The organism is Hymenobacter sp. B1770, assembly GCF_049896385.1.
In the GTDB taxonomy this organism is placed as follows: domain Bacteria; phylum Bacteroidota; class Bacteroidia; order Cytophagales; family Hymenobacteraceae; genus Hymenobacter.
This window is the reverse complement of the sequence record NZ_JAFCUF010000007.1, coordinates 180,902-202,324: the sequence shown is the minus strand read 5'-3', so window position 1 is coordinate 202,324 and position 21,423 is coordinate 180,902. Positions and strand designations below refer to the sequence as shown.

Here is a 21,423-nt window from a genome sequence, read left to right as displayed (position 1 = left end):
GCTTGCGGCGTACTTCCCAGCCATGCCAATATTATTGCCCAGTGTAGTCCTACTAAAAAGCCTGTGCGCATTTTTCTCATAAACTACACGGTGCCCTATTCAACTTCCCGAGGGCTACCTCTTACCCTAGCTTGAGTCTCAAGGTTGCGTCGATTTTTCTTCCGGCAGTATCCAGGTAGGGAAGGTTCTGCGATGCCAAAATCGTGTTCGGATGCAACTTCGGCTACCGCCGCCCATCTGTTGGCGGGCGCAGCCTACAAGCCGCGCCTAAAAGTTGTACCCCCGGCAGTCCTTGCCCACATTACCTTTCGGACTCGGCAGCTTGCCGCGCCGGTTTCGCTTTTCATTTTTACGTATGAAAAAACTACTTCTTTCCGCCACCCTGCTGCTGGCCACCGTCGCCGGGGCGCAGGCCCAGGAATTCAAATACCAAACCCCACCCAAGGCCTTGCAGGACCTGCTGCTGGCACCGCCCACGTCGCGCGTCAGCTTGTCGTCGGACGGCCGGACCATGGCGCTGCTGCAAGTGCAGGACTTCCCGACGGTGGCCGAACTGGCCCAGCCCGAGCTGCGTCTGGCCGGCCTGCGCTTCAACCCCCGCACCAACGGCCAGAGCCGCGTGAGCTACGCCGTGGGCATTAAGCTGAAAACCCTGCCCAACGGCGCCGAAATCGACGTGAAGGGCCTACCTGCCCAAGCCCGCATCAGCAGCGTGAGCTGGTCGCCGGATAATAAAACCATGGCCTTCGCGCTCACCACGCCCGGCTCCGGCACCGACGGCCGCGTGGAGCTGTGGGTAGCCGATGTGGCCGGCGCCACCGCTCGCCGCCTGCTGGCCACGCCCCTCAACGACGCCTTTGGCAACTCCTTCGATTGGGTTTCAGACAGCAAAACCATCTTGGCCTGCACCGTGCCAGCGGGCCGGGGTGCCGCTCCTGCCGCCGATGCCGCGCCCACCGGCCCGGCCGTGCAGGAAAGCGGCGGGGGCAAAAAAACCGCCGCTCCCACTTATCAGGATTTGCTGAAAAACCCTGCCGATGAGCGGCAGTTTGACTACTACGCCACCTCACAGCTGGTGAAGGTGAGTCTGGCCGATGGCGTCGCCCAACCCCTGGGTCAGCCCGGCGTGATTCAAACTGCTTCGCCCTCGCCCGATGGCAAATACGTGCTGGTGCGCACCCGCCACCGCCCGTATGCCTACACGCTGCCCATCAGCCGCTTTCCGCAGCGCATCGACGTGTTGGACTTGGCCAGCGGCGCCGCAGTGAAAACTGTGGCCAACCTGCCCCTGGCCGATGCCGTGCCCATCGGAAACGACGCCGCGGCCACTGGCCCGCGTGGCCACGCGTGGCGCGCCGACGTGCCAGCCACCATATACTACGTTGAGGCCCAGGACGGCGGCAATCCCAAAACGAAAGCCGACATCCGCGACAAGTTATTCACCATCGAAGCGCCGTTTAGCGGCGAACCTCATGAAATGGCAGCGCTGCCCTTACGCTTTGGCGGCCTGAGCTGGGGCAACAGCCAACTGGCCCTCGTGGAAGGTTACCGTTGGGCCGACCGCCACCAGACCACTTGGCAGCTGAACCCCAGCAAGCCCGGCGCACCACTCACCGTGCTGTTTGACGGCTCTTTGGAAGACAAATACAAAGACCCCGGCACGCCCTACCTGCACCGCAACGCCCAGGGCAAATCGGTGCTGCTCACGGGCGGGCCCGCCAGCCAGAGCATCTACCTGTTGGGTACCGGGGCTTCGCCCGAAGGCGACCGGCCTTTTGTTGACGAGCTGGACTTAATCAGCAAGAAAACCACGCGCTGGTGGCGGTCGCAGGCGCCCGTTTACGAGGTGCCCGTGGCCATTATCAACGCCAGCGGCAAAAACCGCCAGTTGCTTACCCGTCGCGAGTCGCTCACCCAGTCGCCGAATTACTACCTGCGCGACGCCACCAAGAAGGACAAATTCACGGCCGTTACCAAATTCGCTAACCCCTACGCAGCATTTGGCGGCAGCTTCCCCAAGCAGGTGCTGAAGTACAAACGTGCCGACGGCGTGGAACTGACCGCCAACCTCTACCTTCCACCCAACTACAAGAAAGGCGACGGCCCGCTGCCCACACTCATGTCAGCTTACCCCTTGGAGTTCAAGGATAAAAGCACGGCTGGGCAGGTGAGCGGTTCCCCCTACACCTTTACCCGTCTGGGTGGGGGCTCGCCAGTTTTCTGGGTCACGCAGGGCTACGCCGTGCTGGAAAACGTCAGCGTTCCGATTGTGGGCGAGGGCAGCAAAGACCCCAACGATACCTACATCGAGCAACTGGTGAGCAGCGCCAAAGCAGCCATCGACGAAGGCGCTCGCATGGGCGTGGTTGACCCGGCTCGCGTTGGCGTGATGGGCCACAGCTACGGCGCCTTCATGACTGCCAACCTGCTCACACACTCCAACTTGTTCAAAGCTGGTATAGCGCGTAGCGGCGCTTACAACCGCACCCTTACGCCCTACGGCTTCCAGGGTGAAGAGCGCAACTACTGGCAGGCCTCGGAGGTGTACAATGCTATGTCGCCGTTCAACTACGCCGACAAAATCAAGACCCCCATTCTGCTCATTCACGGTGAGGCCGACAACAACACCGGCACCTATCCCATTCAGAGCGAGCGCTACTACGCCGCACTGAAAGGCCAGGGCGCTACCGCCCGCTACGTGGTGCTGCCCGCCGAAGCCCATGGCTACGTGGCCCGCGAAAACATGCTCCACGTGCTGTGGGAAACGAATGCCTGGTTGGAAAAGTACGTGAAGGCGCCCACTCCCCAGCCGGCCAACTAAACCAAATTATCTTTTGCCAGAAAGCCTGTCGCAGCTCCTCTTTGGAGCTGCGGCAGGCTTTCTTTGTAGAATATTTCTTTTCTGCATTATTCTACTCCCATACTTAAATGAATAAACTTGTTACGCTACTAGTTGCGCTGTTAGTGCTCGTTGCAGTCCCGGAACGCGCTTATGCGCAGGCCGACGTGCGGGCCAGTGCCGGATTTGTTGTTGACAGTAAGGGGGATACTCTCCGTGGCTGGCTCGATGTTCCGCGTTTTGTGACGGACTACGGCATTCGCTTTGCCACCACCGAGCAAGGGGCCAAACAGCGCATGGGAGTGGCCGATGTGCGCGCCTTTGGCCTAAACGATGACCGCCGCTTTGTGCGACGCACGATTCCTTGGGGCGGCGGTGATGCCGGCTACCCCGACTCCGCTACCATCTTTGTGCAAGAGCTGGTGGCGGGGCCAGCCAGCCTGTACCGCTACAACCACAAACCGGCCAGCCAGCGCCTTGCTCCTAACGCTTCGGTCCAAAGCGAAACGCAATATTTTGCCCGCGTGGGCAGTAGCCCTCTGGTGGCACTGCGCCGCATAAGCTACGGCGCTGCGCTTGGGGCTTTGCTTAAAGACTGCCCCACTGTGGCGCAGGAGGCGGCGCAAGCCGTTTATTCGGAAAACGCCTTGGCCGAGTTGCTGTTGCGCTACAATTCCACGTGTCATGCCGCCGCTTTCTTCCGCGACCAGCGCCTGCAGGAATCGCGCAGCCCGCTACGGGTGCACCTAAGCGTGCGCGGCGGCCTGCAAAGCAGCTTGCTATACTATACTCAATCTGCGCAGTTTGAGCGGCGGCAAGCCGTGAGCGGGAGCGGGACCATATGGGGAGGCGAAGCGCGCATTGGGCAGCCTACCAGCGCGTGGTCGATGGGGCTGGGCGTTATGTATTCTACGCACCGGAGCACGGCCACCTACATAGAGCCCGCCTACCTGGGCACCACCAATGCCGGCGAGCCGTTGGACCTTAGCTCGAACGTAAAGTTGCAAGTGGTGCAGCTGCCAATAATGATGTATTACACTCTGGGCCATGGCTTGTGGCAGCCGTATGCTGCGCTGGGCGTAGTACCCGGCAGCACTCAGTATACTGAGTTGGAGTTGCGCTACGTCAAGCTCACCCGCGTGGCCGAGCCTGCGGGGTCGGCACCCATTTACCGGCAGGACGTGTACATGGAAACGACGAATGCTAACCAAGTTCAACTCACGATTGGCGGTGCCGCCCGGGTGGGGATGCGCCTGGCCCTGGCCTCACGGCTGGCGCCCTTGATGGAAGTCAACTACGGGTTTGGCTACCACCGGCACAGCATGGTGGGCTACGGTGAAATGCCGTACCGTACCTGGAGCGTAACCACCGGCCTCGAATTTTAGGGATAAAGCAGCAGCTTCTGACTGCCCCAATGGCCGACTGGCCATTGGGGTACTTTTTTTGGCAACGTTCCCGGCAACGTTTGCGCGGATATAATAGAGGTTTTACTATCTATTACGGTAGATAATAAGCTACTTCGGAGGCTTTTACTAGTCGCGGCCTCTTGCATAGGCTCTGGCGGGTGGGCATTCATCGCAATTCCTCTACCATGAAAACGCGCTTACTCGTTGCAGCACTGGCTGCCTGTATCAGTGGAACCCCGGCTTTCGCCCAAACAGCCCCTTTCGGTTTGTATGGCTACGCCAACATGACTAGCGGCACTACCGGCGGCGCGGGCGGCACGTCCGTCACGGTCAGTACCGGCACCGAGCTAATGAATGCCATCCGCGCCAAAACCGTAAGCGCGCCGCTCATCATTTATGTGAACGGCACCATTACCCCGGCCAACACGCCCTCGACCTACGATAAGATTGAAATCAAGGACCGCAACAACATCTCCATTATTGGGGTGGGCACGAGCGGGGAGTTCAACGGCATTGGCCTCTACGTACGCCGCGCCAGCAACGTCATTATTCAAAACCTGAAGATTCACCACGTCGCGCTGGGGCCCAAGGATTGCATCGGCATCGAAGGGCCAGCCGACCACATCTGGGTCGACCACTGCGAGCTATACAACCAGTTTCAGGGTGTGCACCAGGATTTCTACGACGGCCTGCTCGACGCGAAGGACGATACCGAGTACCTCACCTTCTCTTGGAACTACCTGCACGATGCTTGGAAAGCCAGCCTGAGCGGCTACACCGAAACCGACACCTATAACCGCAAAATCACCTACCACCATAACCGCTTCGAGAATATAAACTCGCGGCTGCCCCTGTCGCGTGGCGGCCAGTCGCACGTGTTCAACAACTACTACAAAGACATTGCCTCCACGGCCATCAACTCGCGGGTTGGGGCCTGCGTCAAGATTGAAAACAACTATTTCGACAACACCAAGAACCCTTACGTTAGCGCCTACAGCAGCGTGGTGGGCTATGGTGATATCTCCGGCAACAGCTTAAATAACAACAGCGTGTTTCAGTACTCGGGCGACACGTACGCGCTTGGGGCCTGCACGCTGGCCGTGCCGTATGCCTACGCTGCCGTGCTCACGCCCGCGGCCGATGTGCCCGCCGCCGTGCTGGTCGGCGCCGGGGTAGGGCGCGTGGGCGTGCTGCTCTCCGCCGCCAAAGCCAGAAGCTCGGCAACTCATCGGGCCTTCCCAAACCCCATGCGCGGCGCCACCACCTTCGAGTATTCGCTCGCCAAGGCCGGCAGCGTACACATCACCCTCTACACCATAGCAGGCACCAAAGTGGCCGATGTGCTGAACGTGCCCCAGCAAGCGGCCGGCACCTTTTCCGTGCCCTACACCAACACCCACCTGAAGCCCGGCCTGTACATGTATGTGGTGCGAAGCGAAAGCGGCTCCTACTCGCAAAAGCTGGTGGTAGAGTAGGGGCATCGCCGCTCACCCAATCATTTAATGCAGAAAGCCCGCCGGAGTTCCGGCGGGCTTTCTTGCTTGGCAGGCTTGCCGCGGCGACGGTGTGTGCCAGTGGCAGAAGGCCGGGGAGCTGTATTCGGCCGCAACAAATGTTGGATGTTGCAGTAAAACAGGGGCGCACCGGTGCCGTTGCTGCGCTTTGCTTTACTACAATCCGTTCCAATGTCTACAAAACCCTTCGTGCTCACTGCTGCTTTAGGCCTGCTGGCCGCCTGTGGTGGCCCCAGCAAACAAGAAAAGCAGGAAGCTGCCGCCGCCAACCCGCCCCAAACGGTGGAGACCCCCGCCGATGAGGTGAAGCTGCCGGCGCCTTACGCCACCAAGTCGGTTTCGAAGCGGGTGAATATTGAAGCTTGGCCCGCCGGGAAGACCCCCACCGCCCCGGCCGGTTTCACGGTGGCCCAATACGCCGACAAGCTGCAAAGCCCGCGTTGGATGTACGTGGCCCCCAACGGCGACGTGCTGGTGGCCGAGTCGAGCACCGTGCCCAACGGCAAGCCCACCCGCGCGGTGATTGCCGCCCTCAAGCTCGACAAGTCCCGCTCGCTGCGGGCCGAGAGCGCCAACCGGATTACGCTGTTTCGCGACACCAACAACGACGGCACGCCCGACCTGCGCGCCACCTTTCTGGCCAATCTCAACCAGCCCTTCGGCATGCTGGTGCTGGGCAACTACTTCTACGTGGCCAACACCGACGGCGTGCTGCGCTTCCCTTACCAGCCCGGCGCTACCAAAATCACGGGCCAGGGCCAGAAAATTCTTGACCTGCCCGCCGGCGGCTATAACAACCACTGGACCCGCAACCTGCTGGCGAATGCCGATGGCTCGAAAATCTATGTCTCCGTTGGTTCGGGCAGCAATGTGCAGGAAAACGGTGCTGAACACGAAGTGCGCCGGGCCAACATTCTGGAGATTAACCCCGACGGCAGCGGCGAAAAAATCTTTGCCAGCGGCCTGCGCAACCCCGTGGGCATGGACTGGGCCCCCGGCACCAACACGCTGTGGACGGCCGTGAACGAGCGCGACGAGCTGGGCGACGAATTGGTGCCCGATTACCTAACCAGCGTGAAGCAAGGCGGGTTTTACGGCTGGCCCTACGCTTATTTCGGCCCCAACGAAGACCCCCGCCGCAAGGGCGAGCAGCCCGAGCTGGTGAAGAAAACGCTGGTGCCAGAAGTGCCCCTTGGCGCCCACACCGCCTCGCTGGGCCTGGCTTTTTATGACAAAGAAGCGTTTCCGGCCAAGTACCACAGCGGCGCCTTCATCGGCCAGCACGGCTCTTGGAACCGCTCGTCTTTTTCGGGCTACAAGGTGGTGTTTGTGCCCTTCCAAAATGGTCAGCCTTCCGGCCCGCCCGAAGACTTCCTCACCGGTTTTTTGGTGGGCGGCGACTCGAAAGATGCTTACGGCCGGCCCGTGGGGGTAACCACCATGCCCGATGGCTCGCTGCTGGTGACCGACGATGCGGCCGACCGCATCTGGCGGGTAAGTGCCGTGGCGGCTAAGTAAGTTTTACTGTTGGTAATAAAGCTTTTTGGTGCTCGTGACACCCCAGTGGGCTAGCAGGCTGCTCGGAACTTCCGAATCGTGGTAGTCTGCCGAAGGTCGCCAGTTCAACACGGGGCAATCGGCGGAAAGGCGGACGATGGGCTCCGGCGCTGCGGCCAGGAGGGCGAGCTGCTGCCGCTGGCAAGTATTGAAGTCGCGGGAGCGGGGCTTGTCGGCGATGGTAAAAAAAGCCGCAATTGCTACCAAGGCTGCTGCATAGCGCCGGCGGGCAACAGGGGGCAGGTGCAGCAGCAGGCAGTAGCCCGACAGGGCAAAACAACCTATTAGGCCAATGAGAACGGGCAGGATAGTGTCGTTGCGAATGATGTATTCGCGGTACGGCCGGTAGCCGCCCAGGGGAAGCAGCACGGTGTAAATGACTGCGAAAAGGCCCAGCCATTTCAGGGCCTGCAGGGCCTTTGTGCCCAGCGGCGCTTCAACCCTGCGCTTGATGAGCCAGGCATTGGCCAGCAGCGCGAACACCAATAGGGGGAAGCCGAGCTTACTGGTGAGCAGGTAGTAGACGCCCAGAGGCAGCCGCGCATACCGCTCGGCGAGTGATACGGTGAGGCCGACATTTTCCGCATTGTTGCGCCCGATGTAGAGCGAGTACAAACTCAAGGTGCTGAAGAACAGAAACAGCAGCAGCTTACCTTTTGGCAGGTCGCCGAGGGCTGCCGCTGCCCGTTTTAGCCAGGGCTTCGTGGCTGGCAGTGCCACCCAGCGGCGGTACCAGCCCAGCAGTAGTGCCGCAGGGCAGAGGATGAGCGCAACGGCCGGTATCAGCGGGCCATTGAGCGCGAGCACCACTGCCAACCCCAGCAGCCCTGCATAGCCCAGGTATGACAGCCTCGGGGGAGTTCCATGTAAGGCCTCCCGCACAAACGGCAGAAAAAACAGCAGCAGCAAGCTGATTGGCAGCGCATAAAACCCCACAAAAGTGATAGAGTAGTCTATCACTCCCATTTGCCCATTGAACCCCGATGCCTGAAACAATGGCGTTATGAGCACGGCAGGCACTAAAAACGGTTTGCTCAGCACATTGCGGGTATTGCCGATGGCCACGGCCAGCACGTACACCAACAGGGCGTGCACGGCCAGCTTCAGCACCGCTGCCGCTGCGTAAACGCTGTCGAGCGGGCGCAGGAGTTGCTGCAGCCAGAGCGGCACCCGATGGAAGTATTGAAAAAGAAAGAAGTGGGCAAAAAACCGGTTCGGTGCGGTATACACTTCGTTGTTTAGCAATACGCGCAGTCCCAAAGGGTCTTCAAGCACCTGGCTGTACGCCTCGCTGGGTGCCACTATCAAGGCGAGGTCTCCATCAAGCGGAAACTGCAGATACTGCCAAAAGGAATAGCCCAGGTCAAACAGCAGGAACAGGAGCAGCAGGTAATGCCAATGGCGCTTCAACACGAAAGAACAGGGAAAGAGGGAGGCAAGGCCGATGGTGGAGAACTCTCGGTTGGGAAGACTAAACTACACCTGCAGCCCGGACCCGCGCCACGTACTTCGCCGGCTCCTGACCTCCCCGCTAAGCCTCATATGTTTAAATTTACCCTTCTATGGCTCTGATTGATAAAATTGCTTGGCTGCACCTGCATGAAGGCCAGTTGCTGAGCACCCGCAGCCGCGGCAAAAACCGCTACTACATTCCCGGCGGCAAGCGCGAAGCCGGCGAAACCGACCAGCAAACGCTGCTGCGCGAAATCAAAGAAGAGCTGACTGTGGACCTCGACCCGGGCAGCCTCGTGCACATGGGCACCTTCACGGCGCCGGCCCACGGCCACCCCGACGGTGTGCTGGTGCAGATGACCTGCTATTCGGCCCACTACACCGGTCGCTTGCAGCCCGCCGCTGAAATCGAGGAGGTAGTCTGGCTGACATACCGCCACCGCCCCGAGGTATCGGCTGTGGACCAGATTATCTTCGATTGGCTAAAGGAGCAGGGCTTGCTGGTGGATTAAGGCTCTCTCGCCGATAGGCTAAAAAGAGAACGGTCATGCTGAGCTTGCGAAGCATCTTATCCCCGCAAACGAATTGCTGTGGCGTGAGAAGATGCTTCGCAAGCTCAGCATGACAGACGACTTGTAGACGAAGCGAGCGGGATGCCTCGGCAAGCTCAGCATGGCTGCCTTATGGAATAGGCTCTTGCTGCTGATAGTAGCGCTTGGGGGTTTTAACGATGCCCCAGTAATGCAGCAGTCCGGCGTTGAGCTCGGACTTGCGGTAGTCGGTCAGCGGCTGCCAGTCCATCAGGGTGCAGGTGGCGGGCAGGCGCACAATGGGCTCGGGCGACGCCGCAAGCTGAGCAAACAGGCTCCGTTCGCAGGCATTGGATTGGCTTTCCTGGTACTGGTCTGTAAATGTGAACACGGCCAGGCTGGCCACTACCAGCGTTGCGTAGGCCCACCGGGTAGCCGGGGACAAATGGGTAAGCAGGTAGTAAGCCGAGAAGGCGTAGGCGCCCATCATGCCGAGCGTGATGGGCAGAATGCTGTCGCGCCGCACTATGTATTCGCGGTAGGAGCGGTACCCGCCCAGGGGCAGCAGCAGCAGGTACACCACCGCAAACAAACCCAGCCACTTGAGCACCGCCTGCACCCGGGCCGCCTGGGGCGTAGGCAGGCACTGGCTTAGGATAACGGCATTGACCAGCAACATGCCCAGCAGCAGCGAATAGCCGTACTTGTCCGTTAACTGAACTTCGCCGGTGAGTTGAAATAGCACGCCTTGTGCCAGTCGGGCATAGCGTTCGGCCAGGGGCATGGCTACCCACAGGTTCTCCGAGTTGCTCCGGCCGATATATAGCGAGTACAAGCTCAGGAGGCTGAGAAGCCCAAAGGCGAGCAGCAGCACCGGTGGCAGCTCTCCCAGTGCCCGCCAGGCGCGCTGCCCCACCGGCTCAGTAGCCGGGCGGGCGGCAAAGCGGCGGTGCCAGCATAGCAGCAGTGCCGTGGGGCATATGAGCAGCGCAGTAGCCGGCACCACGGGGCCGTTGAATGCCAGCACCACTGCCAGGCCAACCAGCCCCAGCACGCCAACCCCCGACACCTGCAGGGGTACGTCGTGCAGCACCGAGCGCACAAACGGCAGGAAAAACAGCAGCAGCAGCCCCAGCGGCAGCGCATAGGCCCAGGTGTAGGTAATAGACCAGTCGATGACCCCCATTAGGTTGTTGAAACCTGATGTTTGCAGAAAGGAAGCCACGAGTGCGGCGGCCAGCAGGAAGCCGGAATTCAGCACATGGTAGCGGTTGCTGACGGCCACGGCCAATACGTACACCATCAGGGCGTGTACGGCTATTTTTAGCAGGCCGCAGGCCATGTACACGCTGTCAACGGGGCTCAGGGACAGTTTCTGCAGCAGCAGCGGCACATGCCGGAAGTACCCAAACATGAAGTAGTGGGCAAAGAACCGGTTGGGGGCCGGGTACACGTCATGGTCGAGCAACACGCCCAGACCAAAAGGGTCGTGCAGCACCCGAAGAAAGGACTCGTGGGGCCACACCACGGTAGCCAAATCGCCATCAAGCGGAAACTGCAGGTAGTGCCAAAAGGAGTAGCCCAGGTCAAACAGCAGGAACAGGAGCAGCAGGTAATGCCAATGGCGCTTCAGCACAGAAGAAGGACTTGGGTAGGAAAGAAGAAGGTCCAGGATAGATTAACTACGCCAAATTACGGTGTCTAGGTCTAGCCTTGAACCTTGGCTGGGATTTGGGAAGAGATTGGCGCAACCGTCGGGTACGGTTCGCGACCTTGGGCCGCGGCGGGCAACTTGCTAACGAGGCTGTACCTTACCGCTCCGAAACGGAGCGGAACCACCACGCCAATAGTTGGGTTGCCGCTTGCCAGTTGCTTATGCTTATTTCACTCCCTCCAAATCCCAACCTATGAGAAGTCGTTATGCCTCGCTGGCTGCCGTGCTGCTAGCTTCGCACGCCTACGCCCAGGCCCCCATTAAAACGCTCCCGTACCCGCAGACGAAAAAGGTGGACACCGTGACCACCTACTTCGGCACCAAAGTGGCCGACCCGTACCGCTGGCTCGAAAACGACCAGGCCGCCGATACCAAAGGCTGGGTGCAGGAGCAGAACAAGGTGACCCAGAACTACCTGAGCCAGATTCCGTACCGCGATGCCATCCGCAAGCGCCTCGAAACGCTGTGGAACTACGAGAAATTTGGCGCTCCTTACAAAGAAGGCAAGTACACCTACTTCACCAAAAACACCGGTTTGCAAAGCCAGTCGGTGCTGTACCGCCAACTGGGCAACGGAGCCCCGGAGGTATTTCTTGACCCCAACGCGTTTTCCAAAGACGGCACCACCTCGCTGGCAGGCCTGAGTTTCACCAAAGACGGCAGCCTGGCCGCCTACTCGATTTCGGAAGGCGGCTCCGACTGGCGGAAAGTGATTGTGATGCGTGCTTCGGACAAGTCCATTGTGGGCGATACGCTGAAAGACGTTAAGTTCTCGGGCACGGCCTGGAAAGGCAACGACGGCTTCTACTATAGTTCCTACGACAAGCCCAAGTCGGGTAGCCAGCTAGCTGGCAAAACCCAGATTCACCGGCTGATGTACCACAAGCTGGGTACCCCGCAAAGCGCCGACCAGCTGGTGTTTGGCGGCGAGAAAACGCCCCGCCGCTACGTGGGCGCCTACCTCACCGAAGACGAGCGTTTCCTGGTCATATCGGCCCGCAACACCACCACCGGCAACGAGCTCTACATCCAGGACCTCAGCAAGCCCGGTAGCTCCATCGTGCAGGTGGTAGACAATGAGAAAAACAATGTGGGCGTGCTCGACAACGTGGGCAGCAAGCTCTACATCGAAACCAACCTGAACGCGCCCAACAACCGTGTGGTGACCGTGGACGCGGCCAACCCCAAGCCCGCCAACTGGAAAGACCTCATTCCCGAAGGCAAAAACGTGCTCAACGCCACCACCGGCGGCGGCAAAATCTTCGCCAACTACCTCAAAGACGCCACCTCGCTCATCGAGCAGTACGACATGAACGGCAAGAAGGAGCGGAGCATCACCCTGCCCTCAGTGGGCACGGCCGGCGGCTTCAGCACCAAAAAAGGCGAAAAGGAAACCTACTACACCTTCACCTCCTACATCTATCCGCCCACCATCTTCAAGTACGACATTGCCACCGGCAAATCGACGGTGTGGAAGAAGGCCGGTGTGCAGTTTGACCCCACCAAGTTTGAGTCGAAGCAGGTGTTCTATACCTCCAAGGACGGCACCCGTGTGCCCATGATTATCACCCACAAAAAAGGCTTGGCTCTCACGGGCAAAAACCCCACGCTGCTCTACGCCTACGGCGGCTTCAACAGCAGCGTAACGCCCTCGTTTAGCACCTCCAACATTGTGCTGCTCGAAAACGGCGGCATCTACGCCGTGGCCAACCTGCGCGGCGGCGGCGAGTACGGCGAGAAGTGGCACAACGCCGGCACCAAGCTGCAGAAGCAGAACGTGTTCGATGACTTCATCGCCGCCGGCGAGTACCTCGTGAAGAACAACTACACTTCGAAAGACTACCTGGCCATTGCAGGCGGCTCCAACGGCGGCCTGCTGGTGGGCGCCGTGATGGCGCAGCGTCCCGACATGGTTAAAGTGGCTTTTCCCGCCGTAGGCGTGATGGACATGCTGCGCTACAACCAGTTCACGGCCGGCGCCGGCTGGGCCTACGACTACGGCACGGCCCAGGACAGCAAGGAGATGTTCGAGTACCTCTACAAGTACTCGCCCTACCACGCTCTGAAGCCTGCCAGCTACCCCGCCACCATGGTCACCACCGCCGACCACGACGACCGGGTGGTGCCCGCCCACTCCTTCAAGTTTGCTTCCAAGCTGCAGGAAACCCAGAAGGGTTCGGCCCCGGTGCTCATCCGCGTGGAGACCAAGGCAGGCCACGGCGCGGGTCGCTCCACAGCCCAGGTCATCAGCGAGCAGACCGACAAGTGGGCGTTCATGTTCCAGAACATGGGCGTGACGCCGTATCAGAACAACTAACTTCTCCCGGCTCCTGCCGGGCACGGCTCCTCTCCCAACAGAAGGGTTAGCCTGACAAAATAAGGATTACAAAAGCCTCATTGCTGAATAGCAATGAGGCTTTTGCTTTTTAAGTACTGATTGTTCTTGTGCCATGGCCCCCTCTTTTTGAGAGAGGGGACGTACCCGGTGGGGTGAGTCTCCGCCATTATAAATCTCCCGTTTCCTTCCCTTTCCTTAAATCGGCCCGCAATTGCCGCACTTCTTCGTGCAGCGCCGCTACGGCCGCCGCTCCGGCTACTTCTGCCTCCGGGTCGTCGGCGTCGCGGCCCATGAAAAACGAGGCCAGCGTGGCGGTGAAGTAGCCAAATACAGCAAAACCGTAGAGCGCCAGAATGAAGCATAAGACGCGGCCTTCGCTGGTTTCGGGCCAGTAGGAGCTGCCCATGCTAGTGAGGAGCATGGCCGTCCACCACAACGCCTCGGGGTAGGTATGCAGGCCGTTAGGGACGTCTTTCTCGAAGGCGTACATGCCGGCCGCACCTAGCAACAACACCACACCTGTGAGGGCCAGAACATAGCGCACCCCGCGCCGCCCGAAGCTGTTGGTTAAGGCCTTCATGCCCCGGTTTAGGGAGCCCACCACCTTCACTAGGCGCAGTCCGCGCACGGCCCGCGCCGCCCGAAATACCCGCGCCAGCCGAAACAGCCGCAAAGCTGGCACCACCAGCGAAATCAGGGTGATGACGTTGGACTTCAGAAACGACAGCTTCTGCGGAGCTAGAATGAACTTGAGCAGAAAATCCAGAATAAAAATCACCCAGATAGTGGTGCCCAGCGTTTCCAGGGCCGGCGTGAGCTCCCAGATAAGCTCTATGCCCAGGAGCAGGAGCCAGGCAAAGCCAAGCACCAGCATAGGCGTTTCCAGCCACTCTGTGAGTTGGTGCAGCAACTCGTGGCGTTCGTTTTGCAATTGTTCTTCTTCGGGGTCGGGAGTAGGCATAGGCTGATATGAGTGGTCGTGCTGGTAAACCCCGCTATTAAGTGCTAAGGTGTTGGGTTATAGGTTTGAAATCCAAGAGGCAGCAAGTAAGAGCATCTTCTTGTTCTTCGTAAACAGATTGCTGCTTTAAAGTAAGGCTAATGCCAGCAGCATGGCCACACTATCAGCAAGGGAAGCCAACAAGCCAGCAGTAGGTTTGGAAACTGATTGATAACATAATAATTGGAATACGGGTAAACTGAGGAAAATCTTCTATTAATCCCTTACAGACTTGCTATGAGCTTAATCACTTCCTCGAAAAATGCGGCTGTCCGATTGACAGCCTCTTCTGGAGCTCTGCTTCTTGGCGGCCTGCTGGTGTTGGCCTCATGCAGTCAGTCGTCGGAAAAGCAAGCTGGCGAGGCGGTGCAAAACCAGACAACGACTAAAACTTCGCAGCCCGGCCAGGCCGGACAAAACGGAGCATCAGCCGGCTCTGGCAAGGCAACTGATAACCAGTTCGAAGCAGAGCTGAGCCGGATGGACCCCGCCTTGGCCAAGGCCATCCGTCAGGGCGCGACCATGGAGGAGATTGCGGCGCTAAAAGACCCCGTTGCTACCACGCCAGAAAAGGCTTTAGAGGCGTTGAAAACCGGCAATGCTCGTTTTTTCAGTGGGCAGGCCAAGCATCCGGGGGGGGCGGCCAACGAGCGCCGGGCCCAGATTCTGTCGCAATCACCGTTCGCCGTGGTGCTTGGCTGCTCCGATAGCCGCGTGCCCATCGAGCTGGTGTACGACCAAGGGTTGGGCGACATGTTTGTGATTCGCATAGCCGGCAATGCCGTCGACCCGGGCACTGCAGGCAGCATCGAGTACGGAGTAAAGCACCTTAAATCTCATATTGTGGTGGTGATGGGCCACGAGGGGTGTGGTGCCGTTAAAGCCGCCATGCTGCCCGCGGCCGATAAGGAGCAGGAGCCGGCCAATGTGCGCTACCTGCTCAACTTGGTTGAACCTTCGCTGACCAATATGCCCAATATCCGCGACCCCAAAGCGAAGAAGCGTGAAGCAGTAGTGGCCAATGTGCTCTACCAAAAAGAGCAGCTTAAGAAAAACCCCGTGGTGGCAGAAGCCATTCGCACCGGCAAAATCATAGTGGTTGGTGCCTACTATGACATCAGCAGCGGCGCTGTGGACTTTTACGAAGACGGCCACGATAAATCAACTGCTTCTGTAAACTAGAGCAGTGCAGTAGCAACACCCGGAAACAGGAGCTACCGGAGGGCTGGCTCCTGGTCCAGGGCCAGAATATGGGCTTTGTAGTCAGGCGGGAGCAAGGCTGCTTTGGCCCAGCGGCCGGGCGGCAACTGCTGCGTGAGGCGATAAAGCGGCAGCACCGGCCGCACCCAGGACCCCGAGCCCAGGTGCAGTAGGTTGCGCACATGCACCGGTACCACCAGGCGCTGGGCGTGGCGCAGCAGCCAATAGCGAAACGGGCCCAGGTGCTTGCGGTACTGCTGGTACAAGTCGGCGGTGAAGCGGCTGTGTTCCAGGTCGGCCGCCAGGTGCTGCTGGCGTATCGGCAGCCACTCGGCGTAGGTGTGGGGCAGGTTCACCATGCCCATGCGCCGGCCCACGCGGGCAAAAACGTCGAATATTTCCTGTTTCTCAGCCAGCGTTAAGGGGCGCTCCAGCACCTCGAAAGAGCGAATTGAGTAGTCGATGAGCAGGAATAGGACGTCGCGGTAAGCCCAGTCCGGAATAGCCATGCCGCGCTGGGCTTCTACTGCCCCATGGATAGCGGCAATCGTGTCGATAGCTTGCTCCGCTTCGGCTTGCCCGGAATACACAATTCTGCGGGCGTATTCTACCGTGGAGAAGAGGCGGGCCAGCGGGTCGGCGGGCAGGCGCCCGGTGAAATAAAGCCAATCCACAGCCTTGTTGAGGGCGAACTCGGCTGCCGCGCCCGCAAAGATGAACAGCACGGTATCGGCCTTGCCCCAGATGGCGCGCACGACGGACCCCTGCTTCACAAAATATTCCATGCTGCAAGAACTGCAAGGGCCGGCAAAAAGCTCCGGTTTAAGCTGAAATGACGCTGTACCTACCACTAAAAAGGACGTCATGCTGAGCGCAGCCGAAGCATCTCGCGTGCAGCAGTAATCCAATCGATTGGGTTTACTACCACACGCGAGATGCTTCGGCTGCGCTCAGCATGACGTCCTTTTTTAACCTTATACAGGCCCTTATGCTAGCACCTCGTAAGCAATAGGCTTGAACGAATAGTTATTCGACATCTCGGCCGAGCAGGCCGTCATGCCCACAATCAGGTCCATTTTGGCTTCCAGCACCACGTAATCGCCGGGGCGGCTCTTGGGGGGCAGCACGCCCACCTTGCCCGTTTCGCCGTCCACGGTCACGTGCATGAAGATGTTAAAGCAAATCGGAATCTGGTCGGGCGTGATGCCATGCGGGGTCAGGGCCTCGCTTAGGTTGCCAAAGCAGCCGCGGTGGGGCTGCTCGTGCCCGTAGATGATGCGAAACGTGTCGGCACTGCAAGGCGTGAGCAGGAAGTCGTGTCGGCCCACGGTGTCCTCCACCATCTCAAACATCACATTGCTGCGGTTGGAGTAGAAGGGGTGGCCGGTGGTAAGGAAGATGGTCTCGGCATAGTCAATGGTGCGGCCCGAGGACAAGTACTCGGCCGTGTCATGCAGGTTGAAGCACACAAAGTCCGACACTTGCTCGCCCTGCGGGTCGGTCACTTTCAGGCGTTGGCCCTGGCGCAGCACGAAGGCGGTGCCGCTACGCGGCGGAATTACTTGGTTGGGCATGGGGGCTAAGGAAAGGGCACTGCCAAACGTTGTCGTAGGCTTTGCCGGTGTATTGATAGACCTCGGACGCTTCGCCGAAGTTTTGCAGCATGGGGTTCACCGAGCCCGAGTAAGCCACATCGCGGGTGCGAATGGTGTCGCGCAGGTTGTTGTAGCGGTTGTTGGCCCGAATCTGCTCAAACTGTGCATGCGGGTTGAACACCAGCGTGGGGTACTTGAACTGCCGGGCCGCCCGGCCGCTGCCTGAGTGCAAGCCCACCACAAAAAAGGCTTCCTCTTTCAGGCTAAAGCTGAATTCCGGCGAGCTAGGGTCAGCCACCACGCGCGGGTCGTGGCCAAACTGGCGGGCGTCGAGATTGGCCAGCGACTGCAGCCGCTGCCAGAACAATTCTTCGAACAACACCTCGTTGGGCTGAGTCGGGCCACGAAAAATAATGGCTGCACTGTGGTAAAGCTTTTCGGCTTGCCGGTACTTATCTACAAAGCCATAAATGAAATCCAGAATGGCCGCGTCGTCTTTAGGGCAGGCCAAATGGTCAACTACTAGGCAATCAATCTGCTGCCAGGTGAGGGCCGTCTTGGCAGCCACGCAGGGAAAATCTTTGTTGCTAATGAACGCGAAGTATTCCTCTGCTTCCGGATGTGCTTTTAAATCAACCATATAAATAATATCTCAGCCGCTTATTGCTGATGAATAATTGTAAATCTGAGCTTTGCTTACGGTTGAGAACAAATTTTTGTTAAAGAATAATGCAATAAAACTTAAACAAATTAGCATTTTATGGGGCGTATCGCCTTAAATATCAGAGCAAAAACCTGTAGGTTACGGCCGAGTTTTTTTAATGTCGCAGTAGCGGGCCTACAGTGCTTGAAGAGCGTGAGCAAGGCCGGGCTTTAATTAGAAAAAATGGGTAAGCACTACCGTCCGTGTTCACTTGTGCCGATGCCTGCCGTACAATTACATGGTTACGGGGCACGCCACATTCGGCCCTGCTACCTTTAGCATATGCTACCATCCTTCGTCAAAGAGTTTTTCCGTGACCCGTCCACCGTGGGGTCGCTGGTGCCCAGCTCGCAGGAGCTAACCGACCAAGTGGTGGCACCCATCAATTTTTCCAGCGCCAACTGCATCGTGGAATACGGGCCAGGTACGGGCGTATTTACCGATGCCATCATTCAGCTCCGACGGGCCGAAACCGTGGTGTTGCTGGTGGAAGTGAACGAGCATTTTTGCAAGCTCCTGAAAGAGCGGTACTCCAGCCAGCCTAACGTGCACGTGGTACTGGGCTCGGCCGATAAAACCGAGCAGTACCTCAAGGCGCTGGACGCGCCTCCCGCCGACTACGTGGTGTGCGGCCTACCTTTCTCGTCCATGCCGCTGCGCCTCGACTGGCGCATTTTAGACCACACGCGCAAGGTGCTGCTGCCCAAGGGCAAGCTGATTTTGTTCCAGTATTCGCTGCAGAATACCAAGCTTTTCGAACGGTTCTTCTCCCTGGTGCACAAGGTGCACGTGCTACGCAACCTGCCGCCCGCCCACGTGCTGGTGTACGCGCCCAAAGACCAAGCCGCGAACGAGAAGAAATAAAAGCGCTGGCGGCGCTAGTGCAGCACCACCAGCCGCTGGGTGGTAACGCCCGCGGCAGCCTCTACTTTTACGAAGTAGGTGCCATTGGCCCAGTGGCTGGTATCGAGCGTGTGGGCGCTGCCCGTAGCGGTCAACGTGCTGAGCGTCCGGCCTTGGAGGTCGTACACCGTCAGGCGGACTTTGGCCAAGGCCGGACCGGAAATTTCCAGGCGCACCTGGGTGGTGGCCGGGTTTGGATAGAGCTGCGGTGCAAAAGCGGCTTTGGCCGGCGCAGTGGCTGTGGGCTGAGCAAGCGTAAGACGCAGCATCCAAGTTTCGCGGGCTGCCAGCGCGGGCAGGGCCACGCTCCAGTTGCTGAAACTGCCCTGGCTGTTCAGTGTGACCGTGCCAGCGGCCTGGCCCGAATACAGCTCGGTGACCTGGTAAGTACCTGCCGGCAACGACGACACCGCCAGCGAAACCGACGCCGTGCTCACGGCCGCGTTGCCGAAGTTGGACACCACTACCACAGCCTCCTGCTGGTATACCCGGGCGTAGCCAAAGAGGCTGGTAGCCGACGCCGACACCGGCAGCAAATAGCCCTTGCGCAGCACCTCCTGCGAATTGCGCAGGCTAATGAGCTTCTTGTAGTGGTTGAGCAGCGAAGCCGGGTCGGCCTGCTGGGTGGCCACGTTGAACTGCCCGAAGTTGGAGTTGATGCCCCGCCACGGTGTGCCCGTGCTGAAGCCCGCGTTGGTGCCGGCGGTCCACTGCATGGGCTTGCGCTTGTCTTCGTCCACGCCCGCGCCCAGCATGCCCACTTCCTCGCCGTAGTAGAGGAAGGGCACGCCGGGCATGGTGAGGTACATGGCCGCGGCCTGCTTCATCAGGGCCTGGTTGCCGCCGAACTCGCCCATCACGCGGTTCTGGTCGTGGTTGGTGAGGAAGGTGGCGTACTGCAGCTTGGGGTAAGTTGCGTCGACCAGGTTGAGCTGGGTGCGCAGGGCCGCGGGGTTGCCCGTGTTGATGCTGTTGATAATGGCCGTGGCCAGATCGAATTCAAAGCACACGTCGAGCCGGTCGTTCACCACGTAGGGGCGCACCTTGGGGGTAGTCGTCCAGGCTTCGCCCACGGTGAATGCATTCGGGTTGACGGCCCTTACCGAGTCGTGGAATTCTTCCAGAATGCGGAAGGTTTCCGGCGCGTCCTCAAGGGTGGTGCCGTCCTCCACCATGTACTTGATGGCGTCGAGCCGGTAGCCGTCCACGCCCTTGGCCAGCCAAAAGCGGGAGGCATCCCACATGGCGGCTTTCACCTGCGGGTTGCGCCAGTTCAGGTCAGGCATGCCATCCCAGAAGATGCCGTAGTAGTAGCTGCCGTTGCGCAGGTGCCACACCTGCTGGCCCCAGGGCCCCAGGTAACCGGGCCGCGTGGCCGACCACAGAAACCAGTCGCGGTAAGGACTTGTAGGGCTGCTGGCGGCCTGCGTAAACCAGGGGTGCTGGCTGGAAGTATGGTTCAGTACCAGGTCGATAATCACCTTGATGCCCCGGGCGTGGGCCGCTGCCAGAAACGCTTCAAACTCAGCCATGGTGCCGTAGTCGGGCTCGGTGGCTTTGTAGTTGGTCACGTCGTAGCCGTGGTAGCTCGGCGACTCCATCATCGGCATCAGCCACAGCCCGGTCACGCCGAGGTCGGTGGTGGTGGCCGGGTTGCCGTCGTTCAGGTAGTCGAGCTTGGCCGTGAGGCCGGCAAAGTCGCCGCGGCCGTCGCCGTTGCTATCGTAAAAGCTGCGCACAAATACCTCGTAAAACACGGCGTCGTTCCACCAATACGTGCTGAAGTTGGTGGTCGAAACGCTGCAGCTCTGGCACGAGGCAAAGCACGCGGTAGCCGGTGCATTTACGGCAGCAGTGGCGTCGAGCACGCGGGTAAGGGTGCCGGTGCCGTCGTCGGTGCCGCAGGCGGCGGGTATGGTTTCGGCCCCCGTCAGGGCGTTGCCGTTCACGAAGCGGTACTGGAAGCGGCCGGGCGCGGGCAGCGACAGCTGCACCTCGTAGGTGCCGTCGTTGTCATCGTCGCGCAGCCGAATGGCAGTGGGGTCCCAGTTGGTGCCGTAGCCGGCCAGGGCATGGAAATTGCCTACCACGTGCACGCCGGTGGCAGCTCCGGTTTGGCCCTGCATTTTCACAGCGATGCGCACTTGGGTGTTGCAGCCGCTGAAGGCCACGCTGGGCAGGCGCAGCGCAGTGGCTCCGAGGCTAAGCTGGCGGTTTACGTTGCCGCCGCCGTCGGTCACGCCGCAGTCGGCGCCGGGCTGTTCGGCCCCGGCCCAGCTGTTGCCGTTCACAAATTTGTAGAGGTATACGCCAGCCGGCACGTTCACCGTGGCTTCGTAGATTTTGTCACCGTCGGGGTCGGTGAGGGGCGTAGTGGCAGGGTTCCAGTTGGCGGGAAAGCCGGCTGCCGCCTGGAAATTGCCGGCTACGTGCACGCCGGTAGCTGCCACGGTCTGGCCGGTCATGTCGACGCGGAAGGTGAGGGGGACAGCTTGCGCGGCTGTGGCCAGCGCGAGGAATACAAGAAGGAAGAGGTGTTTCATCAGGGAATACCGGCGCTGGGTGGGAAAGGCGCAGTGGGCCGTTGCTTTTATAAAGATACCCCAGCAGCTTCCAGCGCAGTGTTCGACCACCCTAAGATGTGTGAACAGAAGGCAAGAGGGTGGTTGTCA

General features: G+C 59.7%; 15 protein-coding genes. 8 read left to right on the top strand and 7 right to left on the bottom strand.

Translation table 11 applies throughout. From position 1 onward, the window contains the following. The first annotated feature begins 355 nt into the window (after nt 1-355). From ACP7AJ_RS15420 to ACP7AJ_RS15405, 4 genes are all read left to right on the top strand, one after another. Nucleotides 356-2,821 (top strand): prolyl oligopeptidase family serine peptidase, encoded by a 2,466-nt coding sequence (locus ACP7AJ_RS15420; protein WP_426061106.1) that lies wholly within the window; start codon nt 356-358, stop codon nt 2,819-2,821. Nucleotides 2,822-2,928: 107 nt separating this feature from the next. Beyond that, nucleotides 2,929-4,224: a hypothetical protein gene (locus tag ACP7AJ_RS15415; protein WP_426061105.1), complete on the top strand. Its 1,296-nt coding sequence runs from the start codon at nt 2,929-2,931 to the stop codon at nt 4,222-4,224. A gap of 206 nt (nt 4,225-4,430) precedes the next feature. Then, nucleotides 4,431-5,720: a T9SS type A sorting domain-containing protein gene (locus tag ACP7AJ_RS15410; protein ID WP_426061104.1), complete on the top strand. Its 1,290-nt coding sequence runs from the start codon at nt 4,431-4,433 to the stop codon at nt 5,718-5,720. 210 nt (nt 5,721-5,930) lie between these two features. After that, on the top strand, nt 5,931-7,277 hold the full coding sequence (locus ACP7AJ_RS15405) for a PQQ-dependent sugar dehydrogenase (protein ID WP_426061103.1): 1,347 nt from the start codon (nt 5,931-5,933) through the stop codon (nt 7,275-7,277). 3 nt (nt 7,278-7,280) lie between these two features. On the opposite strand, the gene ACP7AJ_RS15400 is transcribed toward ACP7AJ_RS15405, so the two are convergent. After that, a complete protein-coding gene (locus ACP7AJ_RS15400) occupies nt 7,281-8,729 on the bottom strand; it encodes a hypothetical protein (RefSeq protein WP_426061102.1) in 1,449 nt (482 codons plus the stop codon). Between the two features lie 149 nt (nt 8,730-8,878). Between ACP7AJ_RS15400 and ACP7AJ_RS15395 the strand changes: the two genes are divergently transcribed. Next, nucleotides 8,879-9,280 (top strand): NUDIX hydrolase, encoded by a 402-nt coding sequence (locus tag ACP7AJ_RS15395; RefSeq protein WP_426061101.1) that lies wholly within the window; start codon nt 8,879-8,881, stop codon nt 9,278-9,280. Nucleotides 9,281-9,449: 169 nt separating this feature from the next. On the opposite strand, the gene ACP7AJ_RS15390 is transcribed toward ACP7AJ_RS15395, so the two are convergent. Continuing rightward, nucleotides 9,450-10,934 (bottom strand): hypothetical protein, encoded by a 1,485-nt coding sequence (locus ACP7AJ_RS15390; protein WP_426061100.1) that lies wholly within the window; start codon nt 10,932-10,934, stop codon nt 9,450-9,452. A gap of 271 nt (nt 10,935-11,205) precedes the next feature. Here ACP7AJ_RS15390 and ACP7AJ_RS15385 point away from each other — a divergent pair, with 271 nt between their 5' ends. Continuing rightward, nucleotides 11,206-13,329: a prolyl oligopeptidase family serine peptidase gene (locus ACP7AJ_RS15385; protein WP_426061099.1), complete on the top strand. Its 2,124-nt coding sequence runs from the start codon at nt 11,206-11,208 to the stop codon at nt 13,327-13,329. A 187-nt stretch (nt 13,330-13,516) separates the two neighbouring features. Here ACP7AJ_RS15385 and ACP7AJ_RS15380 read toward each other — a convergent pair whose 3' ends face one another. Continuing rightward, complete coding sequence (locus ACP7AJ_RS15380) at nt 13,517-14,311, bottom strand: ion transporter (RefSeq protein WP_426061098.1); 795 nt, start codon at nt 14,309-14,311, stop codon at nt 13,517-13,519. A gap of 276 nt (nt 14,312-14,587) precedes the next feature. Between ACP7AJ_RS15380 and ACP7AJ_RS15375 the strand changes: the two genes are divergently transcribed. Next, nucleotides 14,588-15,532 carry a carbonic anhydrase gene (locus ACP7AJ_RS15375; RefSeq protein WP_426061097.1) on the top strand — a complete coding sequence of 315 codons (945 nt, stop codon included), beginning with the start codon at nt 14,588-14,590 and terminating at the stop codon, nt 15,530-15,532. 32 nt (nt 15,533-15,564) lie between these two features. Here ACP7AJ_RS15375 and ACP7AJ_RS15370 read toward each other — a convergent pair whose 3' ends face one another. From ACP7AJ_RS15370 to gntA, 3 genes are all read right to left on the bottom strand, one after another. Further along, a complete protein-coding gene (locus tag ACP7AJ_RS15370) occupies nt 15,565-16,335 on the bottom strand; it encodes an oxygenase MpaB family protein (protein ID WP_426061096.1) in 771 nt (256 codons plus the stop codon). Nucleotides 16,336-16,536: 201 nt separating this feature from the next. Beyond that, complete coding sequence (locus ACP7AJ_RS15365) at nt 16,537-17,124, bottom strand: DUF1989 domain-containing protein (protein WP_426061095.1); 588 nt, start codon at nt 17,122-17,124, stop codon at nt 16,537-16,539. After that, nucleotides 17,096-17,785 (bottom strand): guanitoxin biosynthesis heme-dependent pre-guanitoxin N-hydroxylase GntA, encoded by a 690-nt coding sequence (gntA, locus tag ACP7AJ_RS15360; protein WP_426061094.1) that lies wholly within the window; start codon nt 17,783-17,785, stop codon nt 17,096-17,098. Before gntA ends, ACP7AJ_RS15365 begins: the two co-directional genes overlap by 29 nt. A 345-nt stretch (nt 17,786-18,130) precedes the next feature. Here gntA and ACP7AJ_RS15355 point away from each other — a divergent pair, with 345 nt between their 5' ends. Continuing rightward, a complete protein-coding gene (locus ACP7AJ_RS15355) occupies nt 18,131-18,712 on the top strand; it encodes a class I SAM-dependent methyltransferase (RefSeq protein ID WP_426061093.1) in 582 nt (193 codons plus the stop codon). 14 nt (nt 18,713-18,726) lie between these two features. On the opposite strand, the gene ACP7AJ_RS15350 is transcribed toward ACP7AJ_RS15355, so the two are convergent. Continuing rightward, nucleotides 18,727-21,294 (bottom strand): alpha-amylase family glycosyl hydrolase, encoded by a 2,568-nt coding sequence (locus ACP7AJ_RS15350; protein WP_426061092.1) that lies wholly within the window; start codon nt 21,292-21,294, stop codon nt 18,727-18,729. Between the last annotated feature and the right edge of the window lie 129 nt (nt 21,295-21,423).